At 68.7% G+C, this 16,854-nt stretch carries 17 protein-coding genes; 7 read left to right on the plus strand and 10 right to left on the minus strand.

The annotated features are described in order from the left end of the window. Positions 1-92 precede the first annotated feature (92 nt). The 3 genes from EL338_RS18570 to EL338_RS18580 all read right to left on the minus strand — a co-directional run bounded on the left by EL338_RS18570 (position 93) and on the right by EL338_RS18580 (position 2,427). On the minus strand, positions 93-1,139 hold the full coding sequence (locus tag EL338_RS18570) for an acyltransferase family protein (protein ID WP_235666200.1): 1,047 nt from the start codon (positions 1,137-1,139) through the stop codon (positions 93-95). A gap of 108 nt (positions 1,140-1,247) precedes the next feature. Next, positions 1,248-1,730: a hypothetical protein gene (locus tag EL338_RS18575; protein ID WP_126335095.1), complete on the minus strand. Its 483-nt coding sequence runs from the start codon at positions 1,728-1,730 to the stop codon at positions 1,248-1,250. A gap of 13 nt (positions 1,731-1,743) precedes the next feature. Beyond that, the gene (locus tag EL338_RS18580) at positions 1,744-2,427 is read right to left on the minus strand and encodes an HxlR-like winged helix-turn-helix transcriptional regulator (RefSeq protein ID WP_308213134.1); all 684 of its coding nucleotides are present in this window, start codon (positions 2,425-2,427) and stop codon (positions 1,744-1,746) included. Positions 2,428-2,548: 121 nt separating this feature from the next. On the opposite strand from EL338_RS18580, the gene EL338_RS18585 reads away from it, so the two are divergent. Then, the gene (locus EL338_RS18585; protein WP_126335097.1) at positions 2,549-2,737 is read left to right on the plus strand and encodes a hypothetical protein; all 189 of its coding nucleotides are present in this window, start codon (positions 2,549-2,551) and stop codon (positions 2,735-2,737) included. A gap of 11 nt (positions 2,738-2,748) precedes the next feature. Here EL338_RS18585 and EL338_RS18590 read toward each other — a convergent pair whose 3' ends face one another. Genes EL338_RS18590 through EL338_RS18600 form a run of 3 tightly spaced genes read right to left on the minus strand, consistent with a single transcriptional unit; the run spans position 2,749 to position 6,442 of the window. Beyond that, a complete protein-coding gene (locus tag EL338_RS18590) occupies positions 2,749-4,446 on the minus strand; it encodes a nitric oxide reductase activation protein NorD (protein ID WP_126335098.1) in 1,698 nt (565 codons plus the stop codon). Next, the gene (locus tag EL338_RS18595; RefSeq protein ID WP_235666546.1) at positions 4,443-5,273 is read right to left on the minus strand and encodes a CbbQ/NirQ/NorQ/GpvN family protein; all 831 of its coding nucleotides are present in this window, start codon (positions 5,271-5,273) and stop codon (positions 4,443-4,445) included. Before EL338_RS18595 ends, EL338_RS18590 begins: the two co-directional genes overlap by 4 nt. A gap of 2 nt (positions 5,274-5,275) precedes the next feature. After that, positions 5,276-6,442, minus strand: a complete 1,167-nt coding sequence (locus tag EL338_RS18600; RefSeq protein ID WP_126335100.1) for a spirocyclase AveC family protein — start codon at positions 6,440-6,442, stop codon at positions 5,276-5,278. A 71-nt stretch (positions 6,443-6,513) separates the two neighbouring features. Between EL338_RS18600 and EL338_RS18605 the strand changes: the two genes are divergently transcribed. Further along, complete coding sequence (locus tag EL338_RS18605; protein ID WP_126335101.1) at positions 6,514-7,119, plus strand: TetR/AcrR family transcriptional regulator; 606 nt, start codon at positions 6,514-6,516, stop codon at positions 7,117-7,119. Positions 7,120-7,127: 8 nt separating this feature from the next. On the opposite strand, the gene EL338_RS18610 is transcribed toward EL338_RS18605, so the two are convergent. The 4 genes from EL338_RS18610 to EL338_RS18625 are packed head-to-tail and all read right to left on the minus strand — an operon-like array spanning position 7,128 to position 11,407. Next, on the minus strand, positions 7,128-8,582 hold the full coding sequence (locus EL338_RS18610) for a carotenoid oxygenase family protein (RefSeq protein WP_126335102.1): 1,455 nt from the start codon (positions 8,580-8,582) through the stop codon (positions 7,128-7,130). Between the two features lie 12 nt (positions 8,583-8,594). Continuing rightward, positions 8,595-9,239, minus strand: a complete 645-nt coding sequence (locus EL338_RS18615) for a TetR/AcrR family transcriptional regulator (RefSeq protein ID WP_126335103.1) — start codon at positions 9,237-9,239, stop codon at positions 8,595-8,597. Positions 9,240-9,279: 40 nt separating this feature from the next. Further along, positions 9,280-10,671, minus strand: a complete 1,392-nt coding sequence (locus EL338_RS18620) for an aromatic ring-hydroxylating oxygenase subunit alpha (RefSeq protein WP_126335104.1) — start codon at positions 10,669-10,671, stop codon at positions 9,280-9,282. A 19-nt stretch (positions 10,672-10,690) separates the two neighbouring features. Next, entirely contained in the window at positions 10,691-11,407 is a 717-nt protein-coding gene (locus EL338_RS18625) for an SDR family NAD(P)-dependent oxidoreductase (protein WP_235666201.1), read from the minus strand. Between the two features lie 159 nt (positions 11,408-11,566). Between EL338_RS18625 and EL338_RS26785 the strand changes: the two genes are divergently transcribed. From EL338_RS26785 to EL338_RS18650, 5 genes are read left to right on the plus strand one after another with little or no spacing between them, the layout of a single operon-like run. Further along, positions 11,567-12,838, plus strand: coding sequence for a cytochrome P450 (locus EL338_RS26785; RefSeq protein WP_126335106.1), 1,272 nt, complete (start codon positions 11,567-11,569; stop codon positions 12,836-12,838). A 34-nt stretch (positions 12,839-12,872) separates the two neighbouring features. Further along, complete coding sequence (locus EL338_RS18635; RefSeq protein ID WP_126335107.1) at positions 12,873-13,700, plus strand: MlaE family ABC transporter permease; 828 nt, start codon at positions 12,873-12,875, stop codon at positions 13,698-13,700. A 3-nt stretch (positions 13,701-13,703) separates the two neighbouring features. Then, the gene (locus EL338_RS18640; protein WP_126335108.1) at positions 13,704-14,561 is read left to right on the plus strand and encodes an ABC transporter permease; all 858 of its coding nucleotides are present in this window, start codon (positions 13,704-13,706) and stop codon (positions 14,559-14,561) included. Beyond that, positions 14,561-15,814: an MlaD family protein gene (locus EL338_RS18645; protein WP_126335109.1), complete on the plus strand. Its 1,254-nt coding sequence runs from the start codon at positions 14,561-14,563 to the stop codon at positions 15,812-15,814. The genes EL338_RS18640 and EL338_RS18645 overlap by 1 nt, the downstream gene beginning before the upstream one ends. Further along, positions 15,811-16,851, plus strand: a complete 1,041-nt coding sequence (locus EL338_RS18650) for an MCE family protein (protein WP_126335110.1) — start codon at positions 15,811-15,813, stop codon at positions 16,849-16,851. The genes EL338_RS18645 and EL338_RS18650 overlap by 4 nt, the downstream gene beginning before the upstream one ends. The last annotated feature ends 3 nt before the right edge of the window (positions 16,852-16,854 follow it).

Genomic DNA, 16,854 nt, shown 5'->3' on the forward strand with positions numbered 1-16,854 from the left:
AGGCGGGGCCACCGTCCCAGTGGTTGGTGCCGGCAATCCAGATCGGTCGCTCTGGGCGTGCTGGAAGCCCTCGGATGCGCCCCGGCGCGGGGTCAAGATGTGTGCGCACGACGGCATACCGACCGCCTCCTTTCGGCGGTGATCGTGAACACGGGCCAGTGCACGAGGTACAGCGAGTAGGAGATGTCACCGATGTAGCGGGGTATGCGGCTACCCAGCACGGCGGCGGGCAGCGTGCGCTCCGAGCGCGCCCCGGCAATCAGGATCGCCGCGGCGCCGAGCACCGGCACTGCGGCGATCGAACCCGGGAAACTGCTGGTGTCGTCGAGGAAGGCGACCGACCAGGCGATGGCCGCGATTCCGAACCAGCACAGCACCGCCGCCGTGGCCGCCGTGGCCGCCGAGGTCCGAGCGGCCAACCACGGCCCGGCTACCGCGATCAGGCAGCCGATCGCCAGTTCCCAGGCCCGGGTCAGGGGCGAGAAGAACGCCGCGGTGCCGTTCACGGCGGTCAACAGAATCGAATACAGATAACTGGCGACGACGACCGCGACCAGGAGCCCGACCAACACCTGCGCCGTCGTGGCTCGGCGCAGCCGCGCCGCCACGGCGATCGCCAGGATGATCACCAGGGGCAACACCAGGTAGAACTGCTCTTCGACCGCCAGCGACCAATAGTGCTGCAGCGGAGAGGGATCGGCCCCGAGCCGGGCGTAGTCGGTACCGGTCGCGATGAAGTGGAAGTTCGCGAGGAACAGCGACGTGGCCGTCGCATCCGGTAGCACCCGGGCGCCGCGCAGGAAGTTGGTGAGCTCGAAAGTCGCGATCACCGTGAGGACGATGACGACGGTGGCGGCCGGGACGATCCGGCGCGCGCGTTTGGCGTAGAAGTCGAGGAACCAGGCACTGCGCGGTCGCGTGGGCTTGTGCAGGAGCATGCGGGTGATCACGTAGCCGGAGATCACGAAGAAGACGTCGACGCCGACGAAACCGCCTGGGAATCCCGGCATCCCGACGTGGTCGAGGATGACCACCAGGACCGCGACCGCGCGCAGCCCCTGGATGTCGAGGCGGCGGTGCGGGTGCGACGGGGCTCCGGCGGCGGGTTGCTCACCCTGGGCGGCACCGACTGCAACCACCGTGCCCCTACCTTCCACCTTTGCGCGGCCTGTGCAACGCCTGTAGCCAAGTTAGGAAAGGCTAGCCTAGCCCCATTCGCCGGGTGGATCGAGGTGCCGACTACGAGGTCAGGGGCGCGGTGTGAACTTGATCGCCGCGATGTTCAACCGCGCGACCGCGTCCTCCCAGTCGGCCACGGTGGGCAGTTGGCCGTCGCGGAAGCCCATGCCCATGGTGCGCTGCGCCTTCTTGGGTCCATACCCGACGGCCAACCGGTTGACGATGTCCACGACGGCCGCCCGGTCGGCGATCAGCCGCCCGCGCAGCTCGCGGCGCCGACCCGAATGATGGATCACGGCGTCGGCGCCGTCACGGAAGTTGAACTTCCACTGCGCCTCCAGCACGGCGTAGAGGTCACCGTCGAGCTCGTGGGCGCTGACCGGCACCGCGAACGAGCGGCCCGATTTTCGTCCGGTGAACCGCACCAGCATGAACTCGCCGAGCGGGCGGCCCAGCGGGGTGCGCAGGATCCGGCCGAGGATCGGGTTCAGCGTTTTGATCAGGAGTTCCGGCGGGTGCGCCACGTCGATGGCGGCTGATTGGTCTGACATGTTCTTACGGTAATCAGGCCGGGACCAGCGCGCGGAGCCGTTTCTCGATCACACCGACCAACGCGGCGACGGCGGCGGAGTCCCCGTCGGCCTGCAGCAGGCCCTGGGTGAGGGCCTCCCCCAGTTCGAGGCGCCCGCCCACCAGCGCGGCGACCGTCTCCGGGGCGGCGGCGATCGTCGCGTCGGCGGGTGTCTCGGTGGGGCCGGGCGTGACGCGCGTGCCCCCGGCGTGCAGATGCAGGGCGGCGACGCTGGCACCGATGCGGAACTCGTAGACCGCATCCAGGCCCTCAGGTAGGTCGTTGCGGACATCGGCGGCCAGGAACGCCAACAGCCACTCGGCCCGGAACAACTCTTCGTCGAACTCGACATCGGCCATCTGGTGGCGCGCCCCCCACATCGCCAACGGGATGACGGCTCTGGCCAGTTCGCGGCCGGCCTCGGAGAGGTCGTAGACGACGGAGGAACCCGGCTTGTCCAGGGCCAGCCGGCGTTCGATGACGCCGTCGGCCTCGAGTTGCCGCATCCGGGTTGCCAGCAGGCTGGTCCCGATGCCGGTCAGCGCGTCGGCCAACTCGGTGTAGCGCTTGGGGCCGATTGCCAGCTCGCGCACGATCAGCAGCGTCCAACGCTCGCCGACGACATCGAGGGCATGCGCCAGACCGCAGAACTGTCCGTAACTCCGTCGCGTGGCCATACCCGACATCGTACCCACCTCACTTCCGTTTGGTTTTCGAACTTCACTATCTACTTTTCACTTCTATTTCTTATGTTAGATTCGGAATCGTGGACACACCGTCCGTGAGAAGAGGTGAATCATGGGATCGATATCGGGAGTCGGATCGCTGACGGCGCTACTGCGCTGGTTCAAACCGCGCACCTTCGCGGTGCCGATGGAGCGGGTCGGGCAGCAGCCACCGGAAAGGCCCAAGAAGCGGTACTACGGCCCGCAGCGCGACGCGGTGTTCGAACAGTCGGCGATGGCCCGGGAGATGTTCCGGCTCTGAGCCGCGGCCGATCAGGCCCGTGGCGTCGGTGCGGCCAGTTCGCGCAGCGAGGCCAGGAACAACTCGTCCATGCGCGGCGACAGTTCGGCCAGCGTCGCGGCGCCGGCATGGCTGGCCGACCCGAAGACCCGCTCCAGCGCGTCGCCGTCGGTGTCGGCTCCGACCGACAGACACAGGCACGCGACGCCGTCTCGCCGTAGCTCGTCGAGTGCCTTGTGCGCGTCGGCTTCGGCGTAGCGGCCCTCGTAGCCGTGGTCGTAGGGATGGCCGTCGGAGAGCACGAGCAGCAACCGATTGGGCGTGCCCGCTTGGGTTTTCAGGATCTCGCCGGCGCCGCGGATACCCGCGCCCAACCGGGTGTAGTTCGACGGCTGAAGCTGGTTGAGCCGAGCCCGGCTCAGCGCGGTGAACCGCTGGTCGAAGGTCTTGAGCGCGGGTAGATGCACCGCGGAGCGGCCCTTGGACCAGAAGGCGTACACCGCGACCCGGTCGCCGAGTTCCTCGAGTGTCGCGGCGATGGTCGCGGCGGCGCGACGCTGATGGTCGTGCACCGCCAGGCCGGCGGGGTCGGTGTCCGTGACGGAACCGGAGGCGTCCAGCAGGATCAGGACTCCGAGGTTGCGCGCGGACTTTCGGTGTTCGACGTAGATGTGTTCGGGCGCAGAGTACCCCGAGCGCAGGTCGATGGACATCTCCACCAGCGCCTCGGTGTCGAGTTCGTCGCCATCGGGCCTGCGCCGCAACGCCTTCAAGCCCAGCCCGATGCGGGACAGCCGCCGCCGCAGCACGTCGTCCGGCGTGATCGCGGCGGCCGAGAACTCCGCGGGCGCCGTGAACGGGTAGTCGATGACGCGGCACCAGTCGGGCCGGTAGCGCTCGTTGTCGGCATCCCATTCGGGGTGCAGCGCGCCGCCGACCCCGACGGTGGCGGCGGGATTGGCCTGATCGGTGAAACGGATGCGGGTGGGCAGCGGGCGCGCCTGGGGCCCGGCCGCGCGGCCCTGACGCGCCGCGCGCGCCCGCAGTCCCCCGCCGCCGGACTTGTTGTCGGCGGACCCCGACGAGCTACCCAGCAGCTTGCGCAGGAAGTCGCCCACCGCTTCGGAGTTGAACAACGGGTTGTCGAAGAGCTTGAGGATCTTGCTCTCCTCCGAGGGCCCCTCGTCGTCGTCCGGGGCGTCGTCATCGGCGTCGGCGTCGGCGGTGATCTCGAAGTGCAGGTCCTGCTCCGATGCCGGCGTACCGGCCGGAGCCGCAGGACCGGTCACCCGCAACGGCTTGAGGACGCCGAACCACGGCGGTGGATCGTCGACTTTCGCACGGCTGCGGGCAATCTGAAGTGACTCTGCGGCCGACGAACTGTGCGGGGCGCCGCCGGGACAACACTCGGCGGCCAGCGGGAGCCGGTGGGCCAGCTCGGCCAACACCCGCCGGCCCTCGACCGACAGATAGCGCCGGGCCGTCCCGCCGCGGCCCCGCAGCGAGCGCAGCAGCGCCGGGTCGAGGCTGCCGGCGCCGAGCAGCCCGGCCTGGACCAGCACCTCGCGGCGCTGCCGCTCGGCCGAGGCGCCCGGGGAGACGAACACCACCTGACCGTCGGTGTGCGCCGGCTGGCCCGCGGGGGCTTCGGCGACGTCGACGGCGCGGCCGGCCAGATAACCGGCCAGCAACCGGAGCCGCTGCGGCCCGGGGCTTTCCGGCTCGGTCACGTCCGCGGCAGGATGGCGTCGACGAGTTCGCCGAGCGCGCCGATCACCTCGCGGTCGTCGGAGAGCGCCTCGACGATCGCCGCCTGCACCGACCGGCGCACGCTGAGCCCCTCGGCGATCAGTCCGCCGGCCAGCACCAGCATCCGGGTGGACGAGGCCTCCCGCAGTGGTGAGCCGTCGATGTTGCGGATCGCATTGCCGATCCGCACCAGCACCGCCGCGGTGTCGGCGTCCACGCCGGCCTCGTGCGCGACGATCTCGGTCTCCACTGCGGCAGGCGGGAAGTCCAGTTCGATGGCCACGAACCGCTGCCGGGTGGATTCCTTGATGTTCTTCAACACCGACTGATAGCCCGGGTTGTACGAGATCACCAACTGGAATCCCGGCGCGGCGGCCAGCGTGGTGCCGAGGCGGTCGATGGGCAACTCCCGCCGGTGATCGGCGAGCGGGTGGATGACCACCGTGGTGTCCTGACGCGCCTCGACGACCTCGTCGAGGTAGCAGATGCCGCCGCCGCGCACCGCCCGGGTCAACGGCCCGTCCACCCAGACGGTGTCGCCGCCCTCGAGCAGGAACCGGCCCACCAGATCGGCCGAGGTCAGATCCTCGTGGCCGGCGACCGTGACCAGATCACGGCCCAGTTCGTGCGCCATGGCCTCCACGAAGCGGGTCTTGCCACACCCGGTCGGCCCCTTGAGCAGCACGGGCAACCCGCGGCGGGCCGCCGCGCGGAACACCTCCACCTCGTCGCCGACCGCACGGTAGAACGGTGCGGCAGAGTGTTTTTCGAGGGTCTGTTCGAGCGTCCCGGCGCCGTTGTCCGACACGGTCACTCCCGCCCTTCGTGCGGCACCACCGGTGGCAGGTCCACCCCGTCGGGCAGGACGAGTTCGCCGTCGACGTTGACGTAGCCGGAGTGCCGGGTGGGGATCGGCAGCGACGGGTCGGGGCACGGCCGGTCGGTGCCGTCGCCGCACAGTCCCGAGGTGAAGTACGAGCGCTTCTGCACGTCCTCGGGCCACGGGTCGGCGTGCGTCGCCATGAACTGGGCCGGGATGATGTAGAAGACGAAGAAGGAGGCGCTGACCGCGGCGAAGATCGCCAGGAAGCGGACGAACTGCTGCTTGGCGAAGCCGCCCCGGATGTTGTCGAGTCCCTTCTCCACGACGGTGCGGCCGCGGTCGTCGGTGAAGAACCGCAGACAGCACAGCGCGGCCTGCACGCCGCCCCACATCAGCCCCTCGTAGATGGGCCACTGGTAGTAGGTGCCGGCGTTGATCGACAGCGACTGGATGGCACCGGGGAAGGTGTACATCCCCAGCGGCATCAGGACCAGGCCCTCCATCACGAAGTCGAAGACGAACCCCCAGGCGAACGCGACGGCGATCAGCCCCTTGGTGCCCAGGTTGGGCCAGCGCTGCTGGGCCTTGCGCATGACCCAGCAGCCCAGGATCGTGCACAGCAGTACCCCGTAGGCGTACCCGGAGACGTTGATGCCCAACGGTTCTGCCACCTGCGCGCCGGGCCGCTCCGGCGACATCCAGCCCGGCACGTACGGGGCCCACGAGCCCATGTTGAACGCCCACGCGTTGTAGGTGCACCAGGTGTTGATGTAGTTCAGCAGCGGATCCTGGAAGAAGAACAACCCGGTGGACACCATGATCATGCCGTCGAGGGTGATCCGTCGTTCGCGCCGCCAGGGCCGGATGATGAACCACCAGATCGCCACCGGGAATAGCACCGGCGAGCCGATCTGCCAGGCCATCAGGGCGACCTTCATGAAGGTCGGCGGATCCGTCGGCCCCGGATCGACCCGCTGGAAGTAGGGCCCGGTGATCCACCGGATCCACACGTAGATCTGGAACGCCAGGATGATGCCGCCGGCGGTCGCCCAGATCTTGACCCGTCTCGATGACCGCGCCGCCGGCGCGTCGAGTCGGCCGACGCTGCTCAGGGACTCGGTTTTCGCGGGCTTTTGGTTCGCCAGTTCACTCACGGAGCGTGAATATACCGACAAGTATCTCAGTGACTCAATGGTTTCTTGGAAACTTGTGGCAGACTCGTCGCATGGCGGAGCGCTGGACCCGGGAGCGGCGACTCGAGCACACCCGCTCCCTGCTGCTGGATGCCGCCGAGGCGGTCTTCGGCGAAAAGGGCTTCACCGCAGCCACTCTCGACGACATCGCGTATGCGGCGGGTTACACCAAGGGCGCCATCTACAAGCACTTCTCCACCAAGGAAGACCTGTTCCTGGCGGTCAGCGACCGGTACTGGCGGCGCTACTTCGACAGCTTCGCCGAGGTGATGTCCTCGGCGAGCCGGGTGGGTGCCCACGAACTCGACCAGATCGCCGAGCGCTGGCGTCAGCTCAGCCTCGACCGCGGCGCCCAGCAGGCCGCGCTCGGGCTGGAGTTCACGCTGTATCTGCATCGCAACCCCGACGCCAGGGACCGGGTGGCGGCGAAACGCTCCGAGGTCGTCACCAAGCTCGCCGATTTCATCGTCGAGAGCATGGACAAGCTGGGCGCCACGCTGTCGATCCCGCCGCTGCTCTTCGCCGAGACCCTGGTGGCCACCAGCGACTCGGTGATCCTGGGCAGCCAACTCGACGGCATCGATCTCTACCGCCCGGTGATCGAGATGTACACCTCGGTCATCAAGCTGCCCGACTGACGGATTCCTCAGCCCACCCCGAGCGCCTGGCGATACAGCGGGCTGTCACTGCTGTAGTAGTTGCAGTGAAATCCGCTGGGAATCCGGAACGGAACCTTCACCCGCGCCACCGGGCCGACGGCCAGCGCGGCGGCCTCGAACACCGCCAGTTCGGTCTCGGCCTCCCCCGCCCGGTGCACGAGCGTCAGCGCGTACCCGTCGAGTTCGTCGGTGCCGCCGAGACGCGGCGCGAAGATCAGCTCGCCGGCCGCGGCCCCGTCGCCGAAGTGGTACAAGTCCTCGGCCCCGGTCTCGGTGTCCACCCGCACGACCGCATCCATCCCGTCGGCGCGGCCGTCGACGGAGTTCAGGTTGGAGTTGGCGAAGGCGTGCCGGCTCCGACGGGTCATCAATCGGTCGTCGGGGCGCGGGAACTGGATGTCGCGGTCGTTGAGGATGACCTCGCGCAGTACGTCGGTGGGCGCGGCGGGGTCAATGGTCCAGCGGCGCAGGCTCTGTCGGGTCTCCCGGTGGGAGCGGCGCCGGCCGTCGATGTCGGGGAACAGCGCGGTCCCCTCCGCGGCCGCGACATCGGCGACGATCCGGCCGCCGTCCTCCCACACGTTGGCCTGGTGCATCATGTGCCGCGGCTCGGCCTCGAACCACCGGACGTCGGCCGCGCCGCCGTCGCGCGGCATGACGCCCAGCTTGGTGGGCCGCTCGGTGTCCCAGGCCACCATCGGGCCACCCGAGATCGCGCGCTGCACACTGACGTCCAGCGGGGTGACCGGGAAGACCACGAAGTTCTCGGTGACGAAGAACGTGTGCATCATCGTCTGATGCGGGATCGGGATGTACTCGGTCTTGGTCGGGTTGCCGGCGGAATCGATGACGTCGTACCGGATTTCGGGGGCCTGCCCGCCGTGTCGCGCGAGCACGCCGATGTTGATCAGCTCACCGGTGTGCTGGTCGACGGTCGGATGCGCCGAGAACGTCGTGGTGATCACCCCGCCGTAGTGGTGTTCGCCGACGGTCTCGAGGGTGTGCGGGTTCATCTCGACCGGCGGGGCGCCCTCCATCAGCGCCAGCAGCTTGCCCCCGTGCAGGATCACGTTGGTGTTGGCGGTGTTGTAGCGGGTGCCGGCGGCCAGCGGATCACTGGTCATCGGGTTGCCGTGCACCCCGAACAGGCGCCGGCCGGCCTTCATCTCCAGCAGCAGCTTGTCGGTGCGGACCCATCGGTTGCGCATCGCCACCCGCCCCTCGGCGAGGTAGAACGCGTAGACCATGCCGTCGCCGTCGAACCAGTGGTAGTCCTCGTGGGTCGGCGGATACAGCGGCTCGGCGCCGTTGCGGTAGAACACCCCCGCCAGATCCTCAGGCAGTTCGCCCTCGACGAACAGGTCGGGCGCCTCCACCTCCATCCGGTTGGGACGGTGATGGCCGGTCAGGAAGGGGCTCTCGCGAAACGCCGTGCTTGCCATGGTGTTCGGTCCTCAGGGGTCGGCCGGCGGGTCCGCGCCGGGTTCCAGGAGCAGGGTGTCGATCAGTTGGTTCATCCGGTCCATCGCGGCGGCATCGTGGGAGGCCGCCGCGTGGGCGAAGCCGTCGACGATGGCGCTGATCATGCCCGCGACCTCGACCGGATCCAGGTCGGTCGGGATCAGCCCGCCCTCTTGGCCGGTGGCGACGGCACCCGCGAGGGCCTCGGCCATCGTTGCGGCCTGCTTGCCGAACGCCTCCGACAGTTCCTCGTGGCGGCGCGCATCGATCGGCGCGGTCGCCACGAAGCCGGCCAACTCGGGCGATTCGTGGTTGATCCGCATCGATTCGGTGAGCACCGCGCGCAACAAGCCGCGCACGGTGTGGGCACCGGCCATCACTTGCGAGGACCGCGCGACGATCTTGCCGTAGACGTCGTCGCAGACCGCGTCGAACAGCTTGCGCTTGGTGCCGAAGTGGTAGTACACGGATCCCGCGGTGACACCGGCCATTTCGGCGATGAGGTTGTTGGTGGCCGGCCCGTAGCCGTACTGCGCGAAGCAGCGGCACGCTGCGTCGATGACTCGCTGCCGGGTGTCGACGCTGTCGATTCCGGCCGGACGTCCCGGCCCGGGCCTGCTCACCTTGTTTTCACTCACCCCCCTATCATCGCGCACGAGCGCAAGCAGGGGGTCCGCCTCAGCGGTCAAGGTAGGCGTCGAGATCTTGGTGGAACTGCCGGATCCGGATCTCCTGATAGTTCGCCAGGGTCACGCCCGGCTTGGTCATCGACTTGAGCCCGCGTTGGATGCGCGGCAGGTTCGCCAGGTCCTGGTTGAACACCGCGCACAGGCCGCCGAGTTCGGGTGCGGCGCTGTAATCCTCGTCGGCCCCGAGCCAATGCACGGGCCCGGTCTTCGGTTTCGGCACGCCCGCCGGCAGCGGTGTGAGCATCATGATGTCGAAGATGCAGCGATCCGGGTCGTTGCCGTAGGGCCGGAATCGATACGTCAGCGGCGCCCCGACGCCGGCCCACGGCACCATGTTCGGGAAGACGAAATATTGGATGGCGTCCAAGATCTCCGAGTCGCTGGCCCCCGACAGGTCCGCGCCGGTGGCCGCGGCCAGGTTCGCGCGCATGGCCTCGGCGACGATCGGGCGCGCCGAGGCGCCCTCGGGGACCTCGAAGGTGCCCACCCCGTCGGGATAGAAGTCCCGGAACATCGCGTCGAGGACGTCCTGGGGTTCCAGCGGTTCCAGGTGCGGGCTGCTGGTCGCCTGCGGTGTGATCATCCGGTTGAAGCCGGGCAACCCGTCGGCGCGCGAGTACACGTCGTACTGGGTGTTCGAGTCGCCGAGGTACTCGAGCAACTGCGGATGGGTCGCGATGACGTGGTAGGACTCCAGGAAGGCCTCCATGCCGACCTTCCAGTTGCAGTCGATGACCTTGGCCACGTGGATGGCCTTGAAGCGGTCCTGCAACGCGAACGGCGCGAAGTGCTTGTCCAGGTCACCGAGGTAGGTCTCCAGCGACTCGGCGCCGGGGTCCGGGTTGACGAACACGAACCCGGCCCACAGGCCGGTCTGGGCCTCGGGCAGCCCGAACTCTTCCGCCCGCACGTGCGGGAAATCCCACCGGCACGGCACGTCAGTCAGCGCGCCGTCCAGGCTCCAGGTGAAACCGTGGAAGGGACAACGCAATTGGTTGGCGTGGCCGCTGTCGTCACACAGCCGGGTGCCGCGATGCAGGCACGCGTTGTGGTAGGCCTTGATGTCGCCGCCCTCGGTCCGCACGACGATCAGGGAGAGGTCGGCGACGTCGTACACCAGGTAGTCGCCGGCCTCGGGGATGTCCTCCTCCCGACAGGCGAACTGCCAGGCCTTCTTCCACACCTTCTCCACCTCGAGGCGGTGGAATTCGTGGGTCAGGTAGCGGTCCTTGTCGATGTCCGCCGAGCCGAGGTACTCGTAGGACTCCTCCCGCAGCGGGGTGGGCACCTCCCGGCTGTCGGTGGCCAGCAGGCTCTGCACGGTCGGGCCCGCAGAACGTGCCTCACCCGGTTGCACCGGGCGGTCGACTGTATTCGTCATCTTCGTCCTCCTAGTGGCCTCAGGCCGTGGCGAGCGATTCGAGGTAGGTGCCGACCGCGGTCGCGATGAACGCCGAGCCGTTGATGGCCCAACCGCCGTCGACGTAGAGCACCTGACCGGTGACATAGCCCGCGGCGTCGGACGCCAGGAAGGCCACCGCCTCAGCAACGTCCTCGGGTTTGCCCAGGCGCCCCAGCGGCATCGCCTCGCCGATCGCCTGTTGCAGCCGCGGATCGGCGAACTCGGGTTCCGTACCGTCGGTGAGGATCAGCCCCGGCCCCACCGCGTTGACCCGGATGCGGCGCGGCGCGTACTCGGTGGCCATTTGCTTGGTCAACGCCACCAGGGCGGCCTTGGAGGCCGGGTAGATGCCGCGACCCGCTCCCCCGAGTTCGGCCAGCACCGAGGTCAGGTTGACCACGGCCCCGCCGGTCGGGCCGAACTTGGGCGCCAACTCCCGGGTGACCAGCCAGCTGCCGAGCACGTTGGTCCGCAAGACCGCATCGACGTCCTCGACCGTGGAGTCGGCCAGCGTCTGGGACCGCCAGATGCCGGCGTTGTTGATCAGGACGTCCACCGAGTCGAGACTCGCGGCCAGTTCCGCCACCGCCGACGGGTCGGTGATGTCGCACTGGACAGCCCGCGCGCCCACCTCCCGGGCGACGGCGTCGGCGGCCTCGCCGTCGAGGTCGACGGCCACCACCGTGGCGCCGCCCGCCGCTAACTTCTGCGTCACCGCACGTCCAATACCTTTTCCGGCACCGGTCACCACCGCAGTCGGCACTGCGCCTCCCCAATCCCGACGTCGTCGGATCTCGTGGTTGCATATGATCTAGCTCACTATTATATTAGTCCACTAATTAGTCAAGCGCGACGAGCAGCTGGGAGTCACCCCTTGAGCGACACCACCACCGAACGCACCACCTACCCAGTCGACGCGTTCGATCCGCTCGAACCGGACACCATGCAGAACCCGCATCCGTGGAACCAGACGCTGCGCGCGGAGGCCCCGGTGCACTTCGTCGCGAGCCGGGGCATGTGGTTCGTCACGTCGCGCGAGCTGGTCACCGAGGCGCTGACCAACCACGAGGTGTTCTCCTCGGCCTTCGGCGTGCCGCAGCTACCGCCGCCGGAATCGGTGGCCGCCGAGGTTGCTGCCATCGCGGCCGAAGGCTGGCCCCCGGTGCCCACCCTGCTCACGGCCGACCCGCCGGAGCACCACTACTACCGCCGGATGGTGGCCAAGGCGTTCACGCCGCGCTTCGTCGCCCAGCGCGAAGCCGCCATTCACGCCATCGTCGAAGATCTTGCCCAGCAACTCCCGATCGGGACGCCGGTGGAGTTCGTCTCGGCCTTCGCCGCGCCCCTGCCGCTGCGGATCATCGCCCACACCCTCAACGTTCCCGACGACCGCATCGACGACTTCAAGCGCTGGTCGGATCAGTTCGCGCTGACCATCGGCGCCGAGATCGACGAGGCCGGGGCGCTGGAACAGGCCCGCAGCCTGCTGGAGTACCAGCGCTACTTCGCCGACCAACTCGAGCAACGCCGCACCGCGCCCCAGGACGACCTGATCACCGGACTGGTGCAGGCCTCCGAGGTCGGCGACGGTGATGAACCGTTGAGCACCGGCGCGGCGCTGAGCATCATCCAGCAGATCCTCATCGCCGGTAACGAGACCTCGACCAAGCTGATGACCGGGATGCTGTATCAGCTTGCGGAACAACCGAAGTGGTGGGACTGGCTGCGGGAGAGCCCGGCCGAGCGGGCCGCGGCCGTCGTCGAGGAGGGGCTGCGGTTCCTCACCCCGGTCCAGAGCATGTTCCGCATCACCAAGGCCGACGTCACGCTCGGCGACACCACGATCCCGGCCGGTTCGATGGTGGTGCTCAACTTCGGTTCGGCCAACCGCGACGAGACCCAGTTCGTCGAACCCGAGGAGTTCGACCCGTTGCGCACCAACGCCAAGAACCACCTGGCGTTCAGCGCCGGCATCCACGCCTGCCTGGGTGCGCCGCTGGCGCGACTGCAGGCCCGGATCGCGTTGGCGAACCTGGCCGGCCGCTTCCGGACGGTGCAGTTCGGGCCCGACAACGACTTCGCCTACGAACCCAGCTTCATGCTGCGGGGCTTCACCCGCCTGTCCCTGGTGTTCGAGGCCGACTGAGCGTGCGGGGGGCAAGCCGAGGGGGCCGGCGAGAATGACTGCCACACAGGAGGTCACGCAGTGGTGGCGGGGATATCTCGACCGCCACCCCGTGACCTCGCTGCGCACCGTGGGGGGTCAGTGTGTGCTGGCCGTGCGGGTGTTCCAGCACCTGATCGGCGACATCGTGCGGGGCCGATTCCCGTTCTGGGAGTTCGTCGAACAGGCGGTGTTCATGGCGCGCACCGCGGTGGTGCCGACACTGTTCATCGCGGTGCCGATCAGCATCACCCTGGCGGTGCAGTTCAGCCTGCTGGCCGGACAACTCGGCGCCACGGCGCTGGCCGGGGCGGCCAACGGGCTGGCGGTGATCCGGCAGGGCGCCCCCCTGGTCGCGGCGATCCTGATGGCCGCCGCCGTCGGCTCGGCGATGAGCGCCGACCTCGGTTCGCGCACCATCCGCGACGAGACCGACGCCATGGAGGTGATGGGGGTTTCGGTGATCCGCCGGCTGGTGGTGCCGCGCCTGGCCGCCGCGGTCGTGATCTCGGTCGCGCTGACCGGCTTCACGTGCTTCATCGGGTTCCTGGCCGGCTACGCCTTCACGGTGATGCTCCAGGGCGGCACGCCGGGCAGCTACACCGCGACCTTCTCGTCCTTCGCCACCGTCGACGATCTGATCCTGACGTTGATCAAGGCGGTCGTGTTCGGGATGATCGTCGCGATCATCGCCTGTTACAAGGGACTGGACACCCGCGGCGGACCCGCCGGGGTGGCCAACTCGGTGAATGCGGCTGTGGTGCAGTCGATCCTGCTGTTGCTGCTGACCAACGTGCTGATCAGCCAGATGTATCTGGTGCTGTTCCCGAAGACGAGTTTCTGACCGATGGCCGTCAGCGTCTACCTGCCCCGCGGCGTGCGTCCCGTGCAGAACGCCGCGGAGTCCACCGGCTTCCAGATGGCCCGCATCGGCCACATGGTCGCGTTCTTCTTCCGCACCCTGGCCGGCATCCCCACCGTGCTCAAGCGGTACCCGCGCGAATTCCTGCGCCTGTCCTCCGACGTCACCTGGGGCAACGGGTCGATCGTCGTCGGCGGCGGCACCGCCGGCGTGGTCCTGGTGGTCGGCGCCGCGGCCGGCGCGGTGGTGGCGATCGAGGGCTACAACGCGCTGAACCTTCTGGGTCTGGGGCCGGCCACCGGCCTGCTGACCGCGCTGGCCACGGTCCGCGAACTCGCGCCCCTGATGGCCGCGCTGGCTTTCGCGATCCAGGCCGGGTGCCGGTTCACCGCCCAACTCGGCGCCATGCGGATCTCCGAGGAGATCGACGCGCTGGACGCGGTGGCCATCCGGCCCATCCCCTACCTGGTGACCACCCGGGTGTTGGCCTCCGCGCTGGCGGTGGTGCCGCTGTTCGTGGTCTGCCTGGCGCTGAACTTCCTGGTCTGCCAGTTCGTGGTGTTCCTGGCCAGCGGTCAGGCCACCGGCACCTACCTGCACTACTTCACCCTGATGCTGTCCGGGCGCGACATGATCTTCGCGGTCATCAAGGTCGCGGTGTTCGTCGCGATCATGTCGACGGTGCAGTGCTACTACGGGTTCTACGCCACCGGCGGTCCGCGCGGGGTCGGCATCGCCGCCGGCCGGGCGATGCGGGCCAGCATCACCCTGATGGTCATCACGAACATGATGCTCACCATGGCGTTCTGGGGCATCGACTCCGGCGGAAGGCTCGGCGGCTGATGGGCAATCAGTTCGAACTCGACGGCCGCGGACCGTCCACCCGCTCGCTGATCCTGACGTGCATCGCATTCCTGGCGGTGTGTGCCGTCGCGGCGGCGCTGATGTTCGCCAAGTCCAACGGCACGTTGGACGCCCGGGTGCCGGTCGTGGCCCAGCTGGCCAGCGTCGGCGACGGGCTGCCGATGAAGTCCGACGTGAAGTACCGCGGGGTGTTGGTCGGCATGGTGCGTTCGGTGCAGCCCGCGCTGCACGGCGGCGACAACATCGTGCAGATCGATCTGCGGCCGCAGTACGTCGACAACATCCCGGCCTCGGTCACCGCGCGCATCGTCCCGGGCAACGCGTTCGCGGTGTCCACGGTGCAGCTGGTCGACGACGGGGCCGGCGGTCCGCCGATCCGCTCCGGCGACGTCATCGAGCAGGACGCCACCCTGCCCACCCAGCTGTTCCAGACCACCCTGGCCAAGCTGCGCGAGTTGGTCGACGCGGCCGGGCGTCCGGAGACCGACCACACCCTGGGCATCATGCGCACGATCGCCGACGCCACCGCCGGCAAGGGACCGGAACTGACCGCGGCCGCCCAGGGCCTCAACCGGATCGTCGCCGAGATGAACGCGCTGCGGGTCGAGGAGTCCGGCCCGCCGACCCTGCAGACCTGGACCTCGGCGATCACCGCGCTGGGCAGCACCGCCCCGGAGTTGTTGGATTCGTTGCAGAACGCCGTGCAGCCGATGCGCACCGTCGCCGAACAGCATGCCGCACTGGGCAATCTGCTCACCGGCGGCACTCACACGATGGGCACGCTGCGCAAGGCGATGGACAACCACACCGACAACCTGGTCGGCATCACCACCAACCTCACGCCGGTGATCGGGGTGCTCGCCGATCGCTCGGCCAAGTTCCCGGCCGTGGCGGTCGGGTTGAACAACGTCGTCGACGGCTTCTTCAACGAGATGTGGACCCGCACCGACCAGAAGGTGACCTTCACGTTCAAGCTGGTGGTCTCGCTGACGCCGCTGCGGCTGTACAACCGGGCCGACTGCCCGGTCTACGGGCCGCTGCGCGGACCGAGTTGCGAGACCGCACCCGAGGGCATCCCCGTCGTCGAGACCCGGGGCCTGCCCGACCCGCGCGCGTATGCGCCGCCACCGGGGATCACCCTGCCCACCGCGGCGAACCCGGCCGACGAGGTCATTCTCGGCGTGCTCGAAACACCGCCGCCGCCAGTCGAGTTCATCCCGGGGGCGCCATGATCGCCCGCGCCCGCCTGCTGGCCTGGCTGGCCGTCTTCCTGGTGGTCTGCCTGAGCCTGACCTGGACCATCCTGGTGACCCTGCGCCGGGAGGTGTCCGGGCCCGCGTACGCCTATACCGCGATGTTCACCGACGTCACCGGGCTGCGGGCCGGCTCCGATGTCCGGGTGGCCGGGGTGCGGGTGGGCCGGGTGGACTCGGTCGAGCTGGACGGCGAACTGGCCAAGGTCCGGTTCCGGGTCGAGCGCGAACAACCGCTCTACGGCAACACCAAGGCCTCGGTGGTCTACCAGAACATCATCGGGCAGCGCTACATCGGGCTGTCGCTGGCCGATTTCGGCGCACCCGAACGGCTGCCGGACGGCGCGGTCATCCCGGTGGAACGCACCGAACCGTCGTTCGATGTCACCAACCTGCTCAACGGTTTCGAGCCGATGTTCACCCTGTTGGATCCGACCAACCGGGGCAACCTGTCCAACGCGTTGATCAACGCGCTGCAGGGCGACCAGGAGTCGGTGGTGGTGCTGATCTCGGAGACCTCGCGGCTGGCCCAGACCATGGCCGGACCGGATCAGGTGCTCGGCGAGGTCATCGAATCCCTCGGCGCGGTCACCGCGAACCTGGCGGACCGCGGCTCCCAGCTGGAGTCCACCCTGGTCCAACTGCGCACGGTGGTCGCCGGCCTCAACGCGCGCCGCGACGAACTGGTGCACTCCACCGGTTCGATCAACACGGTGATCTCGCGGCTGTCGGCCATCTCCACCGAGGCCAGCCCGGACTTCCAGGAGATGCTGCGCCGGCAGCCGGGGATGTTGGCCTCGATGGTCGCCAACCGCGAGGGCTGGGCGACCCTGGGGTCCAACCTGCCGCTGGTGCTCAAGGGGCTGTCCCGCATTACCGGTGACTCCACCGCGATGAGCGCGATGCCGTGCGACTTCAACTTCACCCTGTTCAACTTCCTGAAGCCGATCATCCCGACCATCGTCGACGCCGCCACCCCCGGCGGCAAGCGCAAATACACGGCGAAGTGCAGGTGAAGC

It is taken from the genome of Mycolicibacterium chitae (assembly GCF_900637205.1).
Lineage (GTDB): Bacteria > Actinomycetota > Actinomycetes > Mycobacteriales > Mycobacteriaceae > Mycobacterium > Mycobacterium chitae.